Here is an 18,777-nt window from a genome sequence, read left to right on the forward strand (position 1 = left end):
TTTAGAGCCTCTTTTTCAAAAACAAGCTCTAAACGGATCTCCTTCTTAAGGAAAGAACGTCTTGTTTTCGCGAACCATTTTCCGGAGGAGCGGGCTGGCGCGGTAACGGTCTTCGTGGTACTCTTTGTACAGGGCATCCAGATTGGCCAGCACGTGCTCCGCTCCCAGTTCATCGGCCCAGGCTAGCAATCCTTTGGGGTAATTCACGCCTTTGGTCATGGCCAGTTCCAGGTCTTCTTTGGAAGCGACGTTCATGGCCAGCGCTTCAATCGCCTCGTTGATGAGCATGACCAAGATGCGGTTGAGGATGTAGTTACCCAGTTCCTCGTCTTTGGTGGGTTCCGGCGGCACGGCCCCTTCCTGGTAATTGAAAAAGCCCCTGCCCGATTTCCGGCCGAAGTACCCGGCCTCAAAAAGGCGCTTCTGGGTGAACGAGGGCTTGTAGCGGGGATCGAAGAAGAACGAAGCGAACACCGATTCGGTAACGCGGTAATTGACATCGTGCCCGATGAAGTCCATCAAGGTGAACGGTCCCATTTTGAAGCCGCCCAGCTCGGTCATGGCCCAGTCAATGGTGGCGGGATCGGCGATGCCTTCTTCGTACATCCGGATGGCCTCGCCGTAGTACGGACGCGCGACGCGGTTCACGATGAAACCCGGCGTGTCTTTGGTGATGACCGGCACCTTGCCCCAGGACTGCACCATCTGCTTGATTTCCTCCGCCAGGCCCTCGCGGGTCTGCACCGCCGGGATGATCTCCACCAGCGGCATCAACGGGGCCGGATTGAAAAAGTGAATGCCGATGCATCGCTCGGGCTTCTCACAGGCCGCCGCAATAGAGGCAATGGAGAGCGAGGACGTGTTGGTAGCGAGAATACAGTCCTCCGTCACCATCAATTCCAACTCTTTGAATAACTGCTGTTTCACCTGCAGGTCTTCTACCACCGCTTCCAGTAGCAGGTCACAGTTCCCGAACTCCTGGTTGTTCTCGGTGAAGTTCAGGCGGTCCAGAATGTCAGCCGCTTCGTTTTCGGAGATCCTGCCTTTTGAGGCCATTTTCCGCAACGTGTCCTTAATGGATTTGGCGGCCCGTTCCAGCGCCTGCGTGTTATTGTCCAGCAGATGCACTTTGTGTCCCGCCGTGGCGATGACCTGCGCAATGCCCGAGCCCATGGCTCCGCTCCCGATGATTCCTACAATCATTGTCCCGTGAAATTAGGTTTCCGCTTCTGAATAAAGGCTTCTACACCTTCCTTGAAATCAGTTGTCTGGCCGGCTTGTTGCTGGTACACGGCCTCCTGATCCAGCTGCTCGGCCAGGGTATGCTGAAACGAGACGTTCAGCAGTTGTTTGGTGTACGCTAGTCCTTTGGTGGGCATCTGCGCCATTCTCTGGGCCAGGGCCGCTACTTCGGCTTGGAAGGAATCATCCGTGAAAGTTTTGTAGATCATGCCCATCTGCACGGCTTCAGCGGCGCTTACCTTGTCGCCGGTCATCATCAAGGCCGAGGCGCGTTGCAGGCCGATGAGCCGCGGCAGGAAGAACGTTCCCGCGCTATCTGGAATCAGGCCGATTTTGCTGAACGCCTGGATAAACGATGCCGATTCCTTGGCAACTACCAGGTCACAGGCAAGAGCCAGGTTGGCGCCGGCTCCGGCGGCTACGCCGTTCACGGCCGCAATCACGGGCTTGTTCAGCTCGCGCAGCAGCAGCACGATGGGGTTGTAATGCTCCACCACAATCCGGGAGATTTCCATGCTCTCGGGGGCGGTGGCTTCGGCCAGGTCCTGGCCGGCGCAGAAAGCTTTCCCCTCGCCGGTGAGCACCACTGCGCGTACTTCGTCATTCTGGGCGCAGGCCCGCAGGTGTTCCTGCAACGCCAGGGCCATCTCGCGGTTGAAGCTATTGAAAACGGAAGGACGGTTCAAAGTAAGCGTCGCGACGCCGTTTTCCAGCGAATAAGTGATGTAGGTCGTTTGGGTCATAGGTTTATTTGAGGCACTTGAAATAGTCAAACGGCTCCAGGCAGTTCTCGCACTGGTAATGCGCCTTGCAGGATGTGGACCCGAATTGGCTGATCAGTTTCGTGTTTTCAGAGGTACAGAGCGGGCAGCGCACCACGGTATCCCGCCCGAAAAGCGCGTGAATATCTCCTTCCGGTTCTACGGGCGGCGCAATGCCGTAATCCTCCAGCTTCCGCTTTCCCTCAGGCGTGAGCCAATCAGTGGTCCAGGCGGGGCTGAGCTGCAGATTGACGGCAACGTCAGGGTACCCTTCTGCCAGGAGCTTCAGCTTGATGTCAGCGGCAATGGTGTTCATGGCCGGACAACCCGAGTACGTGGGCGTGATGGTGACCTGCACCTTGCCGTTTTCCTGCACCTGCACCTTTTTGAGCACGCCCAGATCCAGGATGCTCAGCACCGGGATCTCCGGGTCAGAGACCTCTTCCAGCAGTTTCCAGATGTTTTCTTCGGCAGTCACTTTGGTAGTATCAAGTAGCACGTATCAGGTAGCAAGACGAAGGATATTCTTGTGCTTGTTTTAGTAAGTTCTTCTAATAGCCTCTCCCCTTCTTGTCATCTTGGAAAGATCTTGTGGGCGAACTAGATTGGCTTTCATTCACCGCACCTGCCGTTCGCCCCTAAGATCCTTTTAGGATGAAAAAACGAGTTGAATTCAGTAGCTGTTTTAAAGCCGATTTTAGAAAAACAAGCCCAAAACAACCAGTTAATTTACCACTCCAGCCCCGGATAAGCGCGTTGCAGGTACTGCAGTTCGGTTAAGAGATAGCCCAGGTGTTCCGTGTGACGGCCGGTTTTACCGCCTTGCTGCATGAACACGTTTTGCGGCACCTCCAGGGTCGCTTCGGCGAAGACCCGGGCGACGTGCGCGTCCCATTGCGGTTGTAGCGTCGCGTAATCCGGGATGAATTCGGACTGGGCCAACTGCTGCTCGGTCTGAGTCATGGTGTAGAGCTCGCCGGAGTAGCGCCATAGATTCGCCAAGGCTTTCTGGATGCGGCGTTTGCTCTCCTCAGTGCCGTCTCCTAAACGAATGATCCATTCCGAGCTCCACTTGAGGTGGTAGCTGGCTTCTTTGAAGGATTTGGCTGCGATGGCGGCCAAGCCCGGATCAGGGCTGTTCTGGAGCTCTTTTAGCAAAAAGAGGTGAAAACCATCAAAGAGAAACTGGCGCATGACCGTATCCCCGAAATCGCCGTTGGGGAGTTCCACCAGCAGCGGGTTCTTGTAGTCCACGGCCTCGCGCAGGTACGCCAGATCATCTTCAGAGTGGCCTTTCCCTTCCAGCTCGGCGGCGTATTGGTACAGGCTGCGGGTCTCGCCTATCAGATCAAGGGCGATGTTGGCCATGGCCAGGTCCTGTTCCAGAATGGGCCCGTGCCCGCACCACTCAGACAGCCGATGCCCCAGAATGAGGCTGGTGTCGGCGAGTTGCAGGGTGTAGCCAAACAGCAGCGCCCGGAGCTCCGGCGAGTACGTCTGGACGGCGGCCGTGGGGGTATGGTGTAGATCCATGGCACTTACATATTTTTGATTTCGGCAGGAACCTCGTAAAAGGTTGGGTGCCGGTACACTTTGTCGTTGGCGGGGTCAAAGAAAGCGGCGGCCTCGTCTGGATTGGACGCGTGCACGTTCCTGGACTCCACCACCCAGATGCTCACCCCTTCCATGCGGCGGGTGTACACATCACGGGCGTTCTGGATCGCCATTTCGGCATCGGCGGCGTGCAGGCTGCCTACGTGTTTATGGTCAAGGCCCTGCTTGCTTCGGATGAAGACTTCCCACAGTGGCCATTCTTTCTGCTGACTCATAGTTGGTATTTTGATGGGGTGAATGAAAGAATCGTTTAGTTTAACTGCCCTGCTTTTCAGCTTCGCGCTGGGCACGTTTTTGGGCGTGGGCCAGTGCGGCTTCGCGCACCCAGGCGCCTTCTTCGTGCGCTTTCACGCGGGTACTGATGCGGTCTTTGTTGCAAGGCCCGTTGCCTTTCACAACGTTCCAGAACTCCTCCCAGTCCACATCCCCAAAGTCATAGCCGTTTTTGGCTTCGTTCCATTTCAAGTCTTTGTCGGGCACGGTTAAGCCCAGGAACTCAGCTTGTGGCACCATCATGTCCACGAAGCGTTGGCGCAGCTCATCGTTGGTGAACCGCTTGATTTTCCAGCGCATGGACTGCTCAGTGTTGGGCGATTCCTCGTCCTTCGGCCCGAACATCATGAGTGTAGGCCACCACCAGCGGTTGAACGCCTCCTGGGCCATTTTCTTCTGCGCCGGAGCGCCGTTGCACAAGGTCATCATGATCTCGAAGCCCTGGCGCTGGTGGAAACTTTCCTCTTTGCAGACCCGCACCATGGCGCGCGCATACGGGCCGTAGGAGGTCCTGATTAAAGGCACCTGGTTCATGATGGCCGCGCCGTCCACAAGCCAGCCAATCGCCCCTATATCGGCCCAGGACAGGGTTGGGTAGTTGAAAATGCTGGAGTATTTGGCTTTGCCCGAGTGCAGGTCCGCGATCATCTGGTCGCGCGAGGTGCCCAGCGTTTCGGCGGCGCTATAGAGGTACAAGCCGTGCCCGGCCTCGTCCTGCACTTTGGAGAGCAGAATGGCTTTGCGCTTGAGCGATGGGGCGCGGGTGATCCAGTTGCCTTCGGGCAGCATGCCTACAATCTCAGAATGGGCGTGCTGCGAGATCTGGCGCACCAGCGTTTTGCGGTACTGCTCCGGCATCCAGTCTTTGGGCTCTATCCGGACCTCGTTCGCGATCTTCTCCTCAAATGCTTCTTCCAGTGATTTTTCTATGATCGTTTCCATACCCTTTTAACAGTTGTGCTGATACTTACGTTTCAAATTCGCCCTGCGGCCGATGTTTCTGTTTTTCGCCTATTTCCTGAAAAATGGCTCTAAAACAGATTATTCCTTTGTAGGGGCAATCCCTTGTGGTTGCCCTTTACGATGGTTAGCTGTATGAGGGCAACCACAAGGGATTGCCCCTACGGTTTACTGATCAAAATCTACCACCACCCGCTCAGATAATGGCCGGGCCTGGCAGGTGAGAATGTAGCCGGCGGCCACTTCCTCGGGTTCCAGGGAGTAGTTCACGTCCATTTCCACTTCGCCTTCCAGCACTTTGGCGCGACAGGTGCTGCACACGCCGCCTTTGCAGGAATAAGGCACATCGGCTCCGGTCTCGGCGGCGGCGTCCAGAATGGTGTTGCCGTAGTACGACATCTCCAGGTTGAGGTAATTGCCGTCTAGCCGCACCTGCACCTGGCTTTTTTTGTCTTCAGAACCAATGGTGTTTTCGGCCCGTTTTTGGGATTTCTGCCCCGAATCAGCGGTGGTGAAAAGCTCGAAATGGATGCGCTCGCGGGACACACCTGCCTCTTCCAGCGCTTCCTTGGCGCCGAAGATCATTTCCTCAGGTCCGCACAGGAAGCATTCATCCACTTCCTCGGCTTTGATAAGTTTCTGGAGGAATAACTGGGTTTTCGGCTTGTCAATGCGCCCGAAGAGCAGGTCGGTGTCGCCGTGCTCTCTGCTTAAGATGTGGTAGACGCTGAACCGATCTAGGAATTTGTTTTTGAGGCCTTCGATCTCCTCCTTGAACATGATGGAGTTGCGGCCTCGGTTCCCGTAGAGTAGCAGCACCTGGCTTTTAGGCTCGGCCAGCAGCACCGTTTTGATGATGGACAAAATGGGCGTGATGCCGCTTCCGGCCGCCACCATCACGTAGCTCTTCTGACGTTCCGGGTGCAGATCGGTATAGAATCTTCCCATGGGCGGCATGACTTCCAGTTCTTCGCCGGGCTGCAGAGCCTCGTTGGCGAAAGAGGAGAAACGTCCTTCGGGCACTTTCTTGATGGCCACCTTCCAGATGTTCTCCAGGGGGCTGGAGCAGATGGAATACGACCTTCTGAGCTCCTCGCCGTTGTGGTGCCGCCGGAACGTGAGGTACTGCCCCTGGGTGTAGCGAAAAGTGTCTTTCAACTCCTCGGGCACATCCAGGGTGACGGTCACGCTGTCGTGCGTTTCGCGGTGCACTTGCTTTATCTTTACTTTATGGAATCTGCTCATGGTTGTTTTTTCTCCAGACCATTAAAAAGGATCGTTAGGATGGTGTTTTCCAGTTCCTCCAGCGTGATGCCCCGGTTGGGTTTCCACCACAGCTCCACCCACCTCACCGCCGAAAGAAGCGTGAACAAGGCCACGGATCGGTTCACTTCCTGTAATTCGCCCGCCTGAATGCCTTCCTCTATGAGACTGGCAAACCGTTTCTCGTAGTGGCTACGCAGGTCTTTGAACTCCTGCAGGGCTTCGGGTGACAAGTATTTCCAGTCATTGTTGGCCACCGACACCTCCGCGCCTTTGGTGGTCATCAGGTGCAGATGCAGCCGGACCAGGGCCTTCAGTTTCTCTATATAAGAGCTATCGGAACTTTCAATCTCCCCCAGTTGGGTGATGTAGGTAGTAGCAATGCCAAAGCAGATGGTTTTCAGAATCTCGTCCTTGGAACTGATGTAGTGGTACATGGTAGCCGCATCCATCCCGACTTGCTCCGCCAGATCCCGCATAGACGTACCGCTAAAGCCTTTCTGTTTGAAAAGCTGGGCCGCTATTTCTATGATGTTCTCCCGCCGGAGGTCTTTCTTTTTCTTGGCCATTAAACCGATGTCATCACAATGGCGCTGCCTTGTAAGCTTTGCTTCTGGTGGGCAGCAGCCGTTCATTGGTAGATCAATCTAACAAGTATACGAAGCTTCAAAGAATTTATCAAATGTTTGTTTGACTTTTAGCAAAATTAGGAAGGCATAGAAAAGCCCTGTGTCTTCTACTTATCAGCAGAAGACACAGGGCTTTCTTAAATGATTTAAATTAATGATTAACGGCCAGAGGTCCGCTTAGTCATTCTTCACCAGGAACTCGTAGCGCTTGTTTTCTTTCTCGTCTAACACGCACACAAAGTCACCGGTTTTCAGGGGTTGGGCTAACACGAGTTTACCTGAGGTTTTAAAGCCGGAAACTCCCGCCACAATGGCTGGTGTCACCACTCCTTCTAATTTGGTTCTCATCTTCTCAGCACCGGAAGGATCTAACACCAGAATGGTGAAGAGCTTGGCATCGGCTGAAGCGGCCGTGTACCGGGAAATGTCAAACTGCAACACTCCGCCCGCGGGCACTTTGGCAAGTTCTTCTTTTTTCATCGCCTCGTTCCACTTTTTCGCAAACGCGTCTTTTTTAACGAGGGCCTGCAGTTCTTTGGGTGTATTGTAGACCACGGCGGTGGTTCGGTTAGAAGTCACATCCAGGATGTTCACGTCTTTGGTAGGCTGTGGCTGGTGGTGTTTCTTTACCTCCTGCGCAGCTACGAACAAGGGCATCAGGAAAGCAATGGTGAGTAGAGTTCTTTTCATAAAGGGTTGGTTTAGGCTGGGATTCAAAATAGTATAGTTTTCTCATTCAAAAATAAGCAATAAAGCAGATAACTACAATTTAATGCAATCAGAAAAGCTGCTTAAGATATAAATGTCAATAATTGCACTATAATACTATAGATCTTAAGCTTGCTGTAAACAAGTTTTATGAACTAGCCAAGTAATAAAGATCGATTTTGCTTGTTTGTAGAAAAAATGGAGCACTTTTATTTTAACTCACCTTAAGTATCTTAATATTCCTTACTCTTGGAAGTGGCAAGTTTAAATAAGATTAAATTTTCTTTCTTACAAATAGATAAGCAAAAGCACCTGTAATATATTATTATCCTTTGTTTTCAGCTTCATCAAAGTAACAAGCAAAGAGGTTAAAATTGGCTTAAAGCAAAGCCATCTCTCAGGTAGAATACTGCAACAATATCAGGTGCCATGAACGCCCAGAGAATTGAAAAGACGGGACCTAAATCTATAGTTAGAGCTTTGTCACGACTGAAGCACAAAGCAGCGCCCGCCGGACGCTGGAAGTGGCTTCGTTCAGAAGCGTTACCCACCTAAAATGAAGTGGTTAAGATCATTCTACGCCCCCTCTAAATTGGTAAAGCGCCCGCAGACAGCTTTTTACAAAGTACTGCCTCATTAATAAAAAATAATTTTTTCTTTTAATAGATACATTTGAACGATTTTTTTACTTACTTGGTAGTACCTGTATAATCAAAAAACAATATGAACAACGGTAAAGTAAAATTCTTTAACACCGAAAAAGGCTTCGGATTCATTAAAGACAGCAATTCAAACCAAGAGTATTTCGTGCACGTGTCTGGTCTGGTAGACGAAATCAGAGAGAACGACGAAGTTACTTTTGAACTCAAAGAAGGCAAAAAAGGGCTAAACGCAGTAAACGTTAGACTCGCTTAGTCTTTGTAATAAAGACTTTTTGAAAAAAAGCCTCACCGTTTGGTGGGGCTTTTTTTATGGTGTTCCATTATGTTTTCGGCCTACTTTCTTGAAAACGCCCCTAAAACACGTGAAAGCCTTCTCTCTACATACTAATCAATAAATCACACGCCCCGTCTTCTTACCTCTTTGATCACGGCTACCATCTATGGCGCAACTTTTACCTGGCACGTGTTCAAAAGGGCTACTTTCCAGTGATCTTGCCTACCTTTGCCTAACAATTTAAATTACGCATTACACCCACAACCAACGTGCAGCACACCAAAGACAAAGAAGGCCTTCTTCATCTCTACAACAAAATTCTGCCGCAGCTGGCCGAGCGGATTCACCAGAACCTCACCGAGGTTTTCCCCCTGTTTGATGATTACCAACTGGAAAAGGTAGCGGACACCTGGACAAAAGACCCGCACTCTTCCTCAGACAAAGAGATCAGCCTGGAGAACGGAAACGTGCAACAGTTGGGGCTTAAGTTAAGGCTCTCGGGCTTTCAACGGGCGGGCACCCAAACCTTCGACCTGAACAAAGATCTGGTGTGTGTGCTGGAATATACGTCTTATGCTGTTGGCCCTGACAAGAACACACCTTGGCTAGAAAAGGCCTATCTGGCCCCTTGGACCAACCAAGAACTGGAGCAAATAGCCGAGCGCTGGAGTGAAGATCTAATTGAGGAGATTACCATGAAGGTGCAAACCCTGGGAAAATAATTTTAAAATCGCTCTGATTTATAACTATTTATGGCTATCTTTTTGCCTGCAGATTGGTTTGTGCTGTTAATAGGCCGCTGAAGCGGTGCTAACTCGTTTTAGATTCCTGCTTTTGAGAAAGGCTTTATAAAGTCTGTTGCCGTGTTTGATTCACTAAAAGGATTATGTCAAGTAGCTGATCTTCATATAAATACAAATAACCTAAAAAAACCATCATCATTTCTTTGAATCCTTATCTTTAATTTAGTATTTTCCGTATTGAGAAAAAGTATAAAACCATCCCCCCTCTGGATTTTACTAGATCATGTATGGAGCACATTTATGGTAGCAATTTAAAGGCGCATCAGTACTTCGGACCCACAGAACAAATGTCGGTTGCCAACCTGGTGCTTGCCATGCGTTTGAAAAAAATGGGGTACACCCCAGATTATATCACAGATTTCGTGACCGGCTCGTGGAGTCCCATGCCTTCTACCTCTCAGATGCAGGCTCCCTGTCCCGAACTTACCTTACCGGCCCGGAATAAACCTTAACTCCTCCTTCGGGAGTGCATCCAGAAGCCATCTTAGCTCCTGTCCCAGGGCGCAGCAGGATGGCGTTCACTTTCATCGTAACGCATCGGCACTTTTACGGAAAGGGCGTTTTCAACGTGTTTCCGTAAAAGAGGGCAAAAACAGAAACGTCTGTCAACGAAGAACCTCAGAATGAAGAGGTATTTCTTTGTTCCGCTTCCTTCTTCATCCATAGATCAGGCGCTAATTTACCTCAATATTCCAGCAGATTCAGTCAGCTGTTATAAGACAGCCCCCTAGAGAAAGGCTAAATCTCTCAGTGCAAATAGGACCTGAAGATTGCCCTCGTTTCCTGATTCTTTGGTAGATTTACTAAAACGCAATCGCTTATGCTTCCTCCCGACGACGACGAAGGCTTCACGGTACCCGAAAAACTTCCGTTGTACCTCAAAGGACGGGAGGTGTTTACCCTGACCAAAAAGATAGCGGACCTGATTGACGAAGAAGACGAAATCCTGACGTCGCTGAAGGACTGTATGTTGTTGGACGCGGCGTTCCTGACCGTGAAAGTGGCCGGCGCGGAAGCCGCCGATTTGTATGATCTGCGCATGGAAAACGCGACCCTCATCCGGAAAGCGGCCCAGGACCTTCTCTCCCACTGCAAAAGCCTGGAGATGTTCGGCTACAAAGACGTGCAATACCTCAGGCTCCTGCGCGAAGCCATAGAAGAATACCGGTTTCTGTTCGTGGAATGGGTGCAGGGCTTCGATCCGTGGAACTTCGTGAATGACCGGTGGGGCTTGTTCAATCCGCCCGGCGTGCAGGCTCAGGAAGAAGATTCAGACTAACCTTTCTTGAACGCTGCCGAAACGCACTTGCTTGCCGTCTTTCTGCTTAGCTACATTCTGATCAACCTTCCTAAATGGTAGACTTCCATACAGCCACTTAGCTAGTTGATCTATCCTATAAGGGCGGTGAAAAGAAAATAGTTACGGCCACAGAAAGCCATGCAACCTTCGCGCGACTGGAGGGCTCTACCTAGTAAAGCACCCGTTGGCTTATTCTTGGTTGTTCCTTCACTTTAACGTACCCGTATGCAGAAAAAACGTTTACTCCAACAACAGCTGGCTTATCTATTCATGCTTGTACTCGCGGGGCTGTTTCTTGGCTCCTGCACAGATGACTGCCAGTCTACCATCACGTACACGACCTATGAACCGGTGTACATGACTAAAACCGAGCTAAGGAGCTCTGTGCAGGTTGAACCCGCCCGGGCGCTTCAAAAACCCGGCAAGATCTATTCGTACGGTCACTACCTTTTCGTGAACGAACAGCAAGCCGGCATCCACATCATTGACAACAGCAATCCGGCCGCTCCTCAGCGCCTCAGTTTCATCTCCATCCCCGGCAACGTAGACATGGCGGTGAAAGGAAACACGCTGTACGCCGACAATTACATTGACTTGTTGGTGCTGGACATCTCCAACCCAAAAGCCGTCACGCTGGTGAGACGGGTGGAAGATATCCTGTCCGTCAACAATACTCCGGCCGCCCTGCAAGCGGAGACGTTTATCGCCACGTATCAGGAGAAGGTAGTGACCGAACCGTATCAAGGAACTGATTGCGACGGAAATGCACAGCCCGTTTTGTTTGCGGACGGAATTGGAAACGGCGCTTTTCAGTCCAGTGCTGCCATGCCCCGGGGTGCCGCACCCAGCGGGAAAGGCGGCTCCATGGCCCGCTTCACCATCACCGAAGATCACCTCTACACCGTCAGCAACTCTTCCATGCAATTGTTTGACATTTCCCAGGAAACCAATCCGCAGAAAGGCGCGCTCATTCAGTTGGGCTGGGGCATTGAAACCATCTTCCCTTACCAGGACAAACTCTTCATCGGGTCAACCACCGGCATGCACATTTATGACAACCGCAACCCGGCTAACCCCGTCCGCTTATCAACCTATGCGCACGTGAGAAGCTGTGACCCGGTAGTGGTGGAAGGCAATTTAGCCTGGGTGACACTACGCTCGGGGAATGCCTGCGCCGGGTTTACAAACCAACTGGATGTCATTGACATCAGCAATCCCGCAAGTCCGCAACTGGTCAAAACCTACCCCATGCAGCACCCGCACGGGTTGGGCATAGACGCCTCCACGCTTTTCCTCTGCGAGGGAGCCTTCGGACTAAAGGTGTTTAACATCAAAGACCCGCTGAAAGTAGCGGATAACCTGTTGAAACACATCAAAGACATCCATGCCTATGACGTGATTCCGCTGGGCGACATTCTCCTGATGATTGGCGATGACGGGTTATACCAGTATGATTACTCCAACCCGGCGGCCCTGAAGTTAATCAGCAAAATTCCCGTTACCCCAGCGCAGACGTAGATGAAGAAATCGTTTACGCTGCTCTCGCTGTTGCTCATGGTTTCTTTGAGCGCCCTGGCCCAGGACAATTCCGCCCCTGGCAATACCGCGGCTGATGCGCCCGCCCGCGGGTACGTGGGTGCGGCAGAAATAGGCTATCTGTACCAGAGCAATAAAAACAGTGCCCTCAATGGCGCCGGCTCCTCTCCTACGTTGACGTTCTTCAACGGCTACCAATTGCACCGCCTCTTCAGTGTGGGCGCAACCATTGGCCTGGACTTTTACAGCCAGGTATTGGTGACGCCCCTGGCCCTGGGAATAAGAGGAACCCTGCTCAAGTCCCGCATCAGCCCCATCTACGGAGTAGACGCGGGTTACGGCAGCACTTTGTTAAGTGACGAGTCCAACAACAGAGAGAACGAAGGAGGTTGGATGATCAACCCGGCCGTGGGCATGCGGGTCAAAGCGGGGAACAACACTGCTTTCCTGATGAGTATAGGCTACAAGGTCCAGAAGGCCACCACCACCCAAACGCTCACCTGGAACAACAACAGCTTCATCACCCAGGAACACTCCTTTAAAAGACTCTCCGCCCGGCTCGGTTTCATGTTCTAGCAAACCAACCATTTCCCTCTATTAGACGTTTTCGTAACCCAGCCCGGAACAAGGCGGCGTTTTAAGGCGATTTTTCTAAAATCAGCTTTGAAACGCCGCCTTTCTTTTACTTGTATGTAACGATCTGTTTCCTCTATAAAGCTAATTGACTGCTCACTTGTCCGGTTGTGCTGTTTTAAGGCTGTTTTCGCCAAATCGATCCCAAATCAGTTTTACTATGATCTTAGACCGTTGACAGCCGTAATTTAAACAGGAGAAGAAACTAGGGAGACAGGAAAAGAGTAGAAGCGATATCTTCGTTCTGTCTTTGCAGAGGATCTGGCGATGATAGGTGTAAACAGCATTTATGAAAGAGATTCAGGATATCGTGCGGGCGTATAGCCGGCATACGGCGGAGGGGAAGCAAACGGCTCTGGCCACGGTGGTGCATGTGGAAGGCTCCTCGTACCGGAGACCCGGTGCGCGTATGTTGGTGTCAGAGGACGGGCAATTGACCGGCGCTATCAGCGGAGGCTGCCTGGAAGGCGATGCGCTACGCAAAGCCCGTTTGGCCATGAGCCAGGGAATTCCGGCCCTGGTCAAGTACGACACCATGGACGACGACGATGCCAAACTGGGCGTAGGGCTGGGCTGCAATGGCATCATCCACATCCTGATAGAACCCATCTCCCAGGACCAGGCCCAGCACCCGCTCACGTTTCTGCAAAAAATCATCAGTCGCCGTGAAGTAGCCGTGGTGGTGACCTTGTTTTGCCTCCAGGACCGGAAAGCGCCCCAGCCCGGCACCTGTCTGCTCTACCACGCCGATGAGGAAATTCTCACTCCCGCTTTGCCGGATGATTTTCTTGATCAAATCCAGGCAGATGTACGGGAGGCTAGACAAAATCAGGTTTCCAGCACCAAATCGTATAAACAGGCCGAAAACACCTACACCGCTTTTCTGGAAGTGATTCAGCCCGCCCCGGCGCTGGTCATCTGCGGAGCCGGCAATGACGTGATGCCCTTGGTAAACATGGCCGTTCTGCTGGGTTGGCCCACCACCGTTATAGACGGCCGAGGCAACTATGCCACCGTAGAGCGCTTTCCGCAGGCCCAGCAAGTGCTGGTAGCCAAGCCCGAACGGGTGCTGGAAAATCTCGCCGTGGACCAGAATACAATTTTCCTGCTCTTCACGCATAACTACAACTATGACCTGGCCATGCTGCGCCTGCTGTTGCCGTTGCCTTTGCCGTACGTGGGCGTTTTAGGGCCCAAAACGAAAATGGACCGCATGTTAGCCGAACTTCAGGAGGAAGGCTATCCACTCCCAGAAGCGCAACTGGAGAAAGTCTTCGGACCGGTAGGCTTGGATCTGGGCGGGGAAACCTCGGAGGAAATCGCGCTTTCGGTGTTGGCAGAAATCAAAGCGGTGTTGGCGCACCGGAACGCCGGTTTCCTGCGGGAAAAGCAAGACAGCATTCACGCCCACTCTCCCGCACCTGTCCCTGAAATCCTCTCAACTGAATAGACCGATGATCGGAATCATTCTACTGGCCGCCGGTTCCTCCAGCCGTTTAGGGCACGCCAAGCAGCAAGTCTACTTTCAGGGGCAGACCCTGCTGCAACGCGCTTTGCACGCCGCCGTCGCCTCGCAGGGGAATCCGGTAATAGTGGTGCTAGGGGCTAACGCCGAGGCCATACTTCCGCAGGTGGAGACCACCCCGGCGGAAATTGTGCTGAACGAGGCCTGGGCCGAGGGCATGGCTTCCTCCATCCGGGCGGGGTTAACGCACCTGCAAAAAACAGCTTCCGCTTGTACAGCGGCCCTGTTCATGCTCTGCGACCAACCATACGTAACCGCCGATCTCCTGAACCAGTTGATCCAAGCGCATGGAGCAGAGGACCAGCACATGGTGGCCTGCGCCTATGAAGACACGTTGGGGGCTCCGGTTCTTTTCCCGCGCAAATTCTTCCCAGCGCTACTGCAACTGCAAGGCCAGGAAGGTGCCAAAAAGCTGCTTTCCCGCTTTCCTGAGGAAGTTATTTCCATCCCTTTCCCCGCCGGTGCCATTGACATTGACACCCCCGCCGATGTGGCTGCCTTACAAGCAAACAAAACGTAGACAGCTCCAGTCTTCGGCTTTCCTTCTGGTTTTCACCTGAATACGTCCCCTGAATGTTCTGATGATATAGAAAGGTGATGTCAGGGCAGTGCTACGTTTTTGAGGTACTTTTCTGAAAAGAGGCTCAAAACAACGGTCCAGCGTTTCACTGGTTTCTTTTAACTTTTCTTTTTCTGCTAACGCAACAGCGTATAAACCGTAAGAAAGACAGTTAAACAGCTTACACGTTTTCTGCGGGGTTCTAGTGACGCGTGAAAACCCTTCAAGGGTTGAGCCGATTCCCTTCAGACGTGACCGGCACCGCTAAACGTATGTTCCACCCGTTCAACCAGAACCCATGCACACAGAAAATTCTCCCGGCACAGAGACGGCAGTTCGGCCCCTGTTGCCCGAGACCCGCACCGTCACCCTTCGGGTAAACGGCACCTCCCATCAACTCCAACTTGCCCCCTGGACCTCGGTGCTGGATGCGCTGCGGGAACACCTTCACTTAACCGGCACCAAGAAAGGCTGCGACCATGGCCAGTGCGGCGCCTGCACGGTGCTGCTGGACGGGAAACGAATCAACTCCTGCCTTACCCTGGCGGTGATGCAGGAAAACAAAGAAATCACTACCGTAGAGGGCCTCGCGCAAAACGGAGAACTGCACCCCGTGCAGCAGGCCTTCATTGACCATGACGCGTTTCAGTGCGGTTACTGCACGCCGGGCCAGATCTGCTCGGTGATTGGAATGGTGAACGAAGGCAAAGCCAAAACCCTGGACGACATCAAAGACCTCATGAGCGGGAATATCTGCCGGTGCGGGGCTTACGTGAACATTGTAAAAGTGGCGCAGGAGGCCCTGGAGAAAAACACCGGACTATGAGACCATTCACCTTTACCCAAGCCCAAAATGTAGACACCGCCGTGCGGGAAGTTTCCAGCGATGGTGCCAAGTTCATTGCCGGCGGCACCAATCTGCTGGATCTTATGAAAATAGATGTCATGCAACCCAGCCATTTGGTAGACATCACCCAGATTGCCCTGGACACCATTGAAGAAACCGAAGCGGGAGGCCTCCGGTTAGGAGCCCTGGTCAAAAATGCCGATACCGCGTATCATGAACTGGTGGAAACCCGCTACCCGCTGCTCTCGCACGCCATTCTGGCGGGAGCCACCGCGCAGCTGCGAAACATGGCCACCGACGGCGGCAACCTGCTGCAACGCACCCGCTGCTACTACTTCTATGACACCCACACGCCCTGCAACAAGCGGGAACCAGGCTCCGGCTGCTCGGCCATCAAAGGCTACAATCGTGATCTAGCCATTCTGGGCACCAGTGAACACTGCATCGCCACGCATCCTTCTGATATGTGTGTGGCCTTGGCCGCGCTGGAGGCAACCGTGCACGTCACCGGCAAGAGCGGCGAAAGAGCGATTCCGTTTGCTGATTTTCACCGGCTGCCCGGCGACACCCCGCACCTGGACTCGAACCTGCAACCCGATGAAATCATTACCTCCATTGAGTTGCCGGCCCAGGGCTTTGCCCGAAACTACACGTACCTGAAACTCCGGGACCGGGCTTCCTACGCATTTGCCCTGGTGTCTGTAGCCGCGGCGCTGGAGTTGGAAGGTAATACTGTCAAAGAAGCGCGTATTGCGTTAGGTGGCGTGGCGCACAAACCTTGGCGGGTGCCTGAGGCCGAGGCATTGCTGCAGGGGCAAACTGCCAGCCGGGAAAATTTCCAGAAAGTGGCTGAAGCGTACCTGCAAGGAGCCCAGGGTTTCGGGCACAATAATTTCAAGATAGAACTAGCCAAGCGGGCCATTGTGCGGGCGTTGGAAAAGGCTACTAAAATGGAGGCAACAGCATGAAAGAGCATTATACAGGCACGGCCACCAATCGGGTAGACGGTCGGGCCAAGGTTACCGGCGAGGCCAAGTATGCCGCTGAATTTGAAGTTCCTGATTTGCTGTATGGCGTGGTGGTGAACAGCGCCATCAGCAAAGGAAAGATCACGCGCATTGATACGTCCGCCGCCCTGGCTTTACCCGGCGTGCACCAGGTGTTCACGCACGAAAACCGCCCCGGCTACACCTGGCTGGACAGTCACTACCAGGACGAAGACTCACCGCCCGGCTCTCCTTTCCGGCCGCTGTACAACAATGAGATTAAGTTCAGCATGCAGCCCATCGCGTTGGTGGTGGCCGATACTTTTGAGCTGGCCCGCTACGCCGCCCTTCTGGTACACGCAGAATATGAAAGCCAGCCGCACGAGACCGATCTGGAGGCAAACTTACCCAAGGCCTACAAACCAAAAAAATACAAGTCGCCCCCACCCTCCGATCCGCGCGGTGATGCTCCGGGGGCTTTCGCGGCCGCCGAAGTGAAACTGGAGGAAGCGTACGCGCATCCGGCCCACCACCACAACCCCATGGAGATGCACGCCTCCATTGCCATCTGGCAGGAAAGCGGCAAGCTCACCATCTATGATAAGATTCAGGGTGTGCAGAACAGCCAGAAGTATATCTCCAACGCCTTCGGGGTACCCCAGGAAGACGTGCAGGTGATTTCTCCGTTCGTGGGCGGGGCGTTCGGCTCCGGACTTCGGCCGCAATACCAGTTATTCTTGGCGGTGTTAGCCGCGAAGGAACTCAAAAGAGCCGTAAAGGTGGTACTCACCCGGCAGCAGATGTTCTCCTTCGGCCACCGGCCGTTTACCATCCAACGGCTGGCCATTGGCGCTTCCGCTGATGGCAAACTAGAATCGATCAGCCACAACGCGTTTGCTGAAACCTCACGGTTCGAGGATTACAACGAGGATGTAGTGATCTGGCCCGGCGTGCTGTACAACTGCGAGAACGTGGAAGTGAGTCACCAGCTGGTGGGGCTGGATGTGTACACGCCGCTGGACATGCGGGCTCCCGGCGGAACCACCGGAACTTTCGCGCTAGAAATCGCCATGGATGAGATGGCCTATAAGCTGAACATGGACCCGGTGGAATTCCGCCTGAAGAACTACACAGACAAGGACCTGAACAAAGACAAGCCTCACTCCAGCAAGGAACTGAAGGAATGTTACCGGCAGGGAGCTGAGAGATTTGGCTGGGCCAAACGCAAAATGGAACCCCGCTCCATGAAAGAAGGCCACCAACTGATTGGCTGGGGAATGGCCCACGGGGCCTGGGAGGCGCAACAGCAGGAAGCTGCCGCCAAGGCGGTCTTGAGCCCAACCGGTAAACTGACCGTCTCCAGCGCCACCGCCGATATCGGGACGGGTACGTACACCGTCATGTCGCAGATTGCCGCCGAAACCATGGGCATTGCCCTGGAGGACGTGACCTTTGAACTGGGAGATTCTACCCAACCTAAATCTCCGCTGGAAGGCGGTTCCTGGACCGTTTCATCGGTGGGCTCGGCGGTAAAACTGGTGTGCGAGAAGCTCCAGGAACAGCTCCTGAAATTGGCCCAGAAAATGGAAAACAGCCCATTTTCAGACGCTAAAATAGAAGATGTTTCGTTTGAGAACGGACAGATGTTCCTGACCCAGGCTCCGGCCACTTCTATTTCCCTCCAAGCGATTCTAGCCCAAGATGAAGGCCAGCCGCTGGAAGCCGAAGCCTCTCAGAAACCCGATAAAAAGCAGAAGAACTACTCCAGCTACTCTCATTCAGCCACGTTTGTGGAGGTGAAGGTAGACGAAGACTTAGGCACGGTGAAAGTTACTCGCATTGTGAGCGCGGTGGCCGCCGGCCGGATCATCAACCCCAAAACCGGCCGCAGCCAGATTCTGGGCGGAGCCGTTTGGGGCATTGGGGTGGCCCTGGAGGAACATACCGTACTAGACCACACCATCGGTCGTTTTATGACCCATGACCTGGACAAGTACCACCTGCCCGTCAACGCCGATGTGCATGAGACCGACGTGATCTTTGTGGAGGAGAAAGACGAGATCGTGAACCCGCTGGGAGCCAAAGGGCTGGGCGAGATCGGGATTGTGAGTGTGGCCCCGGCCATTGCCAACGCCGTTTTCCATGCCACCGGCAAGAGAATACGGGAATTGCCCATCACCTTAGATAAACTGATGTAGTAGT

Annotated in this window: 20 protein-coding genes; 11 read left to right on the top strand and 9 right to left on the bottom strand. The window is 53.2% G+C overall.

Features of this window, described 5'->3' with window-relative positions; translation table 11 throughout:
- Positions 1–45: 45 nt before the first annotated feature.
- The 9 genes from H7U12_RS17930 to H7U12_RS17970 all read right to left on the bottom strand — a co-directional run bounded on the left by H7U12_RS17930 (position 46) and on the right by H7U12_RS17970 (position 7,432).
- Positions 46–1,203: a 3-hydroxyacyl-CoA dehydrogenase NAD-binding domain-containing protein gene (locus H7U12_RS17930; protein WP_186640603.1), complete on the bottom strand. Its 1,158-nt coding sequence runs from the start codon at positions 1,201–1,203 to the stop codon at positions 46–48.
- Positions 1,200–1,985, bottom strand: a complete 786-nt coding sequence (locus H7U12_RS17935; protein WP_186640605.1) for an enoyl-CoA hydratase-related protein — start codon at positions 1,983–1,985, stop codon at positions 1,200–1,202. Before H7U12_RS17935 ends, H7U12_RS17930 begins: the two co-directional genes overlap by 4 nt.
- Before the next feature lie 4 nt (positions 1,986–1,989).
- Complete coding sequence (gene paaD, locus H7U12_RS17940) at positions 1,990–2,502, bottom strand: 1,2-phenylacetyl-CoA epoxidase subunit PaaD (RefSeq protein WP_255896921.1); 513 nt, start codon at positions 2,500–2,502, stop codon at positions 1,990–1,992.
- Positions 2,503–2,732: 230 nt separating this feature from the next.
- Positions 2,733–3,536: a 1,2-phenylacetyl-CoA epoxidase subunit PaaC gene (gene paaC, locus H7U12_RS17945; RefSeq protein WP_186640607.1), complete on the bottom strand. Its 804-nt coding sequence runs from the start codon at positions 3,534–3,536 to the stop codon at positions 2,733–2,735.
- Positions 3,537–3,541: 5 nt separating this feature from the next.
- Complete coding sequence (gene paaB, locus H7U12_RS17950; protein ID WP_186640609.1) at positions 3,542–3,832, bottom strand: 1,2-phenylacetyl-CoA epoxidase subunit PaaB; 291 nt, start codon at positions 3,830–3,832, stop codon at positions 3,542–3,544.
- Positions 3,833–3,872: 40 nt separating this feature from the next.
- Positions 3,873–4,832: a 1,2-phenylacetyl-CoA epoxidase subunit PaaA gene (paaA, locus tag H7U12_RS17955; protein WP_186640611.1), complete on the bottom strand. Its 960-nt coding sequence runs from the start codon at positions 4,830–4,832 to the stop codon at positions 3,873–3,875.
- A 186-nt stretch (positions 4,833–5,018) separates the two neighbouring features.
- On the bottom strand, positions 5,019–6,095 hold the full coding sequence (paaE, locus tag H7U12_RS17960; protein WP_186640613.1) for a 1,2-phenylacetyl-CoA epoxidase subunit PaaE: 1,077 nt from the start codon (positions 6,093–6,095) through the stop codon (positions 5,019–5,021).
- Positions 6,092–6,682, bottom strand: a complete 591-nt coding sequence (locus H7U12_RS17965) for a TetR/AcrR family transcriptional regulator (protein ID WP_186640615.1) — start codon at positions 6,680–6,682, stop codon at positions 6,092–6,094. The genes paaE and H7U12_RS17965 overlap by 4 nt, the downstream gene beginning before the upstream one ends.
- A 237-nt stretch (positions 6,683–6,919) precedes the next feature.
- A complete protein-coding gene (locus tag H7U12_RS17970; RefSeq protein ID WP_186640617.1) occupies positions 6,920–7,432 on the bottom strand; it encodes a hypothetical protein in 513 nt (170 codons plus the stop codon).
- A gap of 741 nt (positions 7,433–8,173) precedes the next feature.
- Here H7U12_RS17970 and H7U12_RS17975 point away from each other — a divergent pair.
- The 11 genes from H7U12_RS17975 to H7U12_RS18025 all read left to right on the top strand — a co-directional run bounded on the left by H7U12_RS17975 (position 8,174) and on the right by H7U12_RS18025 (position 18,773).
- Entirely contained in the window at positions 8,174–8,365 is a 192-nt protein-coding gene (locus tag H7U12_RS17975) for a cold-shock protein (RefSeq protein ID WP_123125815.1), read from the top strand.
- 290 nt (positions 8,366–8,655) lie between these two features.
- Positions 8,656–9,108, top strand: a complete 453-nt coding sequence (locus H7U12_RS17980; protein ID WP_186640619.1) for a hypothetical protein — start codon at positions 8,656–8,658, stop codon at positions 9,106–9,108.
- A gap of 308 nt (positions 9,109–9,416) precedes the next feature.
- Complete coding sequence (locus H7U12_RS17985) at positions 9,417–9,641, top strand: hypothetical protein (protein WP_186640621.1); 225 nt, start codon at positions 9,417–9,419, stop codon at positions 9,639–9,641.
- Positions 9,642–10,009: 368 nt separating this feature from the next.
- Positions 10,010–10,468: a hypothetical protein gene (locus H7U12_RS17990; RefSeq protein WP_186640623.1), complete on the top strand. Its 459-nt coding sequence runs from the start codon at positions 10,010–10,012 to the stop codon at positions 10,466–10,468.
- Positions 10,469–10,759: 291 nt separating this feature from the next.
- Positions 10,760–12,007 (top strand): LVIVD repeat-containing protein, encoded by a 1,248-nt coding sequence (locus H7U12_RS17995; protein WP_186640625.1) that lies wholly within the window; start codon positions 10,760–10,762, stop codon positions 12,005–12,007.
- A complete protein-coding gene (locus H7U12_RS18000) occupies positions 12,008–12,601 on the top strand; it encodes a hypothetical protein (RefSeq protein ID WP_186640627.1) in 594 nt (197 codons plus the stop codon). It abuts the gene before it with no gap.
- 346 nt (positions 12,602–12,947) lie between these two features.
- Positions 12,948–14,108, top strand: coding sequence for an XdhC family protein (locus H7U12_RS18005; RefSeq protein ID WP_186640629.1), 1,161 nt, complete (start codon positions 12,948–12,950; stop codon positions 14,106–14,108).
- A gap of 4 nt (positions 14,109–14,112) precedes the next feature.
- Complete coding sequence (locus H7U12_RS18010) at positions 14,113–14,703, top strand: nucleotidyltransferase family protein (protein WP_186640631.1); 591 nt, start codon at positions 14,113–14,115, stop codon at positions 14,701–14,703.
- Positions 14,704–15,040: 337 nt separating this feature from the next.
- Positions 15,041–15,568, top strand: coding sequence for a (2Fe-2S)-binding protein (locus H7U12_RS18015; RefSeq protein WP_186640633.1), 528 nt, complete (start codon positions 15,041–15,043; stop codon positions 15,566–15,568).
- The gene (locus H7U12_RS18020) at positions 15,565–16,557 is read left to right on the top strand and encodes an FAD binding domain-containing protein (RefSeq protein ID WP_186640635.1); all 993 of its coding nucleotides are present in this window, start codon (positions 15,565–15,567) and stop codon (positions 16,555–16,557) included. Before H7U12_RS18015 ends, H7U12_RS18020 begins: the two co-directional genes overlap by 4 nt.
- Positions 16,554–18,773: a xanthine dehydrogenase family protein molybdopterin-binding subunit gene (locus H7U12_RS18025; protein WP_186640637.1), complete on the top strand. Its 2,220-nt coding sequence runs from the start codon at positions 16,554–16,556 to the stop codon at positions 18,771–18,773. Before H7U12_RS18020 ends, H7U12_RS18025 begins: the two co-directional genes overlap by 4 nt.
- Positions 18,774–18,777: the final 4 nt, after the last annotated feature.

Source organism: Rufibacter sediminis (genome assembly GCF_014269285.1).
Taxonomy (GTDB): Bacteria; Bacteroidota; Bacteroidia; order Cytophagales; family Hymenobacteraceae; genus Nibribacter; species Nibribacter sediminis.

Excerpts from the sequence above, each read along its gene's own strand:
- H7U12_RS17930 (WP_186640603.1), bottom strand. The coding sequence starts at position 1,203 with ATGATTGTAGGAATCATCGGGAGCGGAGCCATGGGCTCGGGCATTGCG.
- H7U12_RS17935 (WP_186640605.1), bottom strand. The coding sequence starts at position 1,985 with ATGACCCAAACGACCTACATCACTTATTCGCTGGAAAACGGCGTCGCG.
- paaC (WP_186640607.1), bottom strand. The coding sequence starts at position 3,536 with ATGGATCTACACCATACCCCCACGGCCGCCGTCCAGACGTACTCGCCG.
- paaB (WP_186640609.1), bottom strand. The coding sequence starts at position 3,832 with ATGAGTCAGCAGAAAGAATGGCCACTGTGGGAAGTCTTCATCCGAAGC.
- paaA (WP_186640611.1), bottom strand. The coding sequence starts at position 4,832 with ATGGAAACGATCATAGAAAAATCACTGGAAGAAGCATTTGAGGAGAAG.
- paaE (WP_186640613.1), bottom strand. The coding sequence starts at position 6,095 with ATGAGCAGATTCCATAAAGTAAAGATAAAGCAAGTGCACCGCGAAACG.
- H7U12_RS17965 (WP_186640615.1), bottom strand. The coding sequence starts at position 6,682 with ATGGCCAAGAAAAAGAAAGACCTCCGGCGGGAGAACATCATAGAAATA.
- H7U12_RS17970 (WP_186640617.1), bottom strand. The coding sequence starts at position 7,432 with ATGAAAAGAACTCTACTCACCATTGCTTTCCTGATGCCCTTGTTCGTA.
- H7U12_RS17975 (WP_123125815.1), top strand. The coding sequence starts at position 8,174 with ATGAACAACGGTAAAGTAAAATTCTTTAACACCGAAAAAGGCTTCGGA.
- H7U12_RS17985 (WP_186640621.1), top strand. The coding sequence starts at position 9,417 with ATGGAGCACATTTATGGTAGCAATTTAAAGGCGCATCAGTACTTCGGA.
- H7U12_RS17990 (WP_186640623.1), top strand. The coding sequence starts at position 10,010 with ATGCTTCCTCCCGACGACGACGAAGGCTTCACGGTACCCGAAAAACTT.
- H7U12_RS17995 (WP_186640625.1), top strand. The coding sequence starts at position 10,760 with ATGCTTGTACTCGCGGGGCTGTTTCTTGGCTCCTGCACAGATGACTGC.
- H7U12_RS18000 (WP_186640627.1), top strand. The coding sequence starts at position 12,008 with ATGAAGAAATCGTTTACGCTGCTCTCGCTGTTGCTCATGGTTTCTTTG.
- H7U12_RS18005 (WP_186640629.1), top strand. The coding sequence starts at position 12,948 with ATGAAAGAGATTCAGGATATCGTGCGGGCGTATAGCCGGCATACGGCG.
- H7U12_RS18010 (WP_186640631.1), top strand. The coding sequence starts at position 14,113 with ATGATCGGAATCATTCTACTGGCCGCCGGTTCCTCCAGCCGTTTAGGG.
- H7U12_RS18015 (WP_186640633.1), top strand. The coding sequence starts at position 15,041 with ATGCACACAGAAAATTCTCCCGGCACAGAGACGGCAGTTCGGCCCCTG.
- H7U12_RS18020 (WP_186640635.1), top strand. The coding sequence starts at position 15,565 with ATGAGACCATTCACCTTTACCCAAGCCCAAAATGTAGACACCGCCGTG.
- H7U12_RS18025 (WP_186640637.1), top strand. The coding sequence starts at position 16,554 with ATGAAAGAGCATTATACAGGCACGGCCACCAATCGGGTAGACGGTCGG.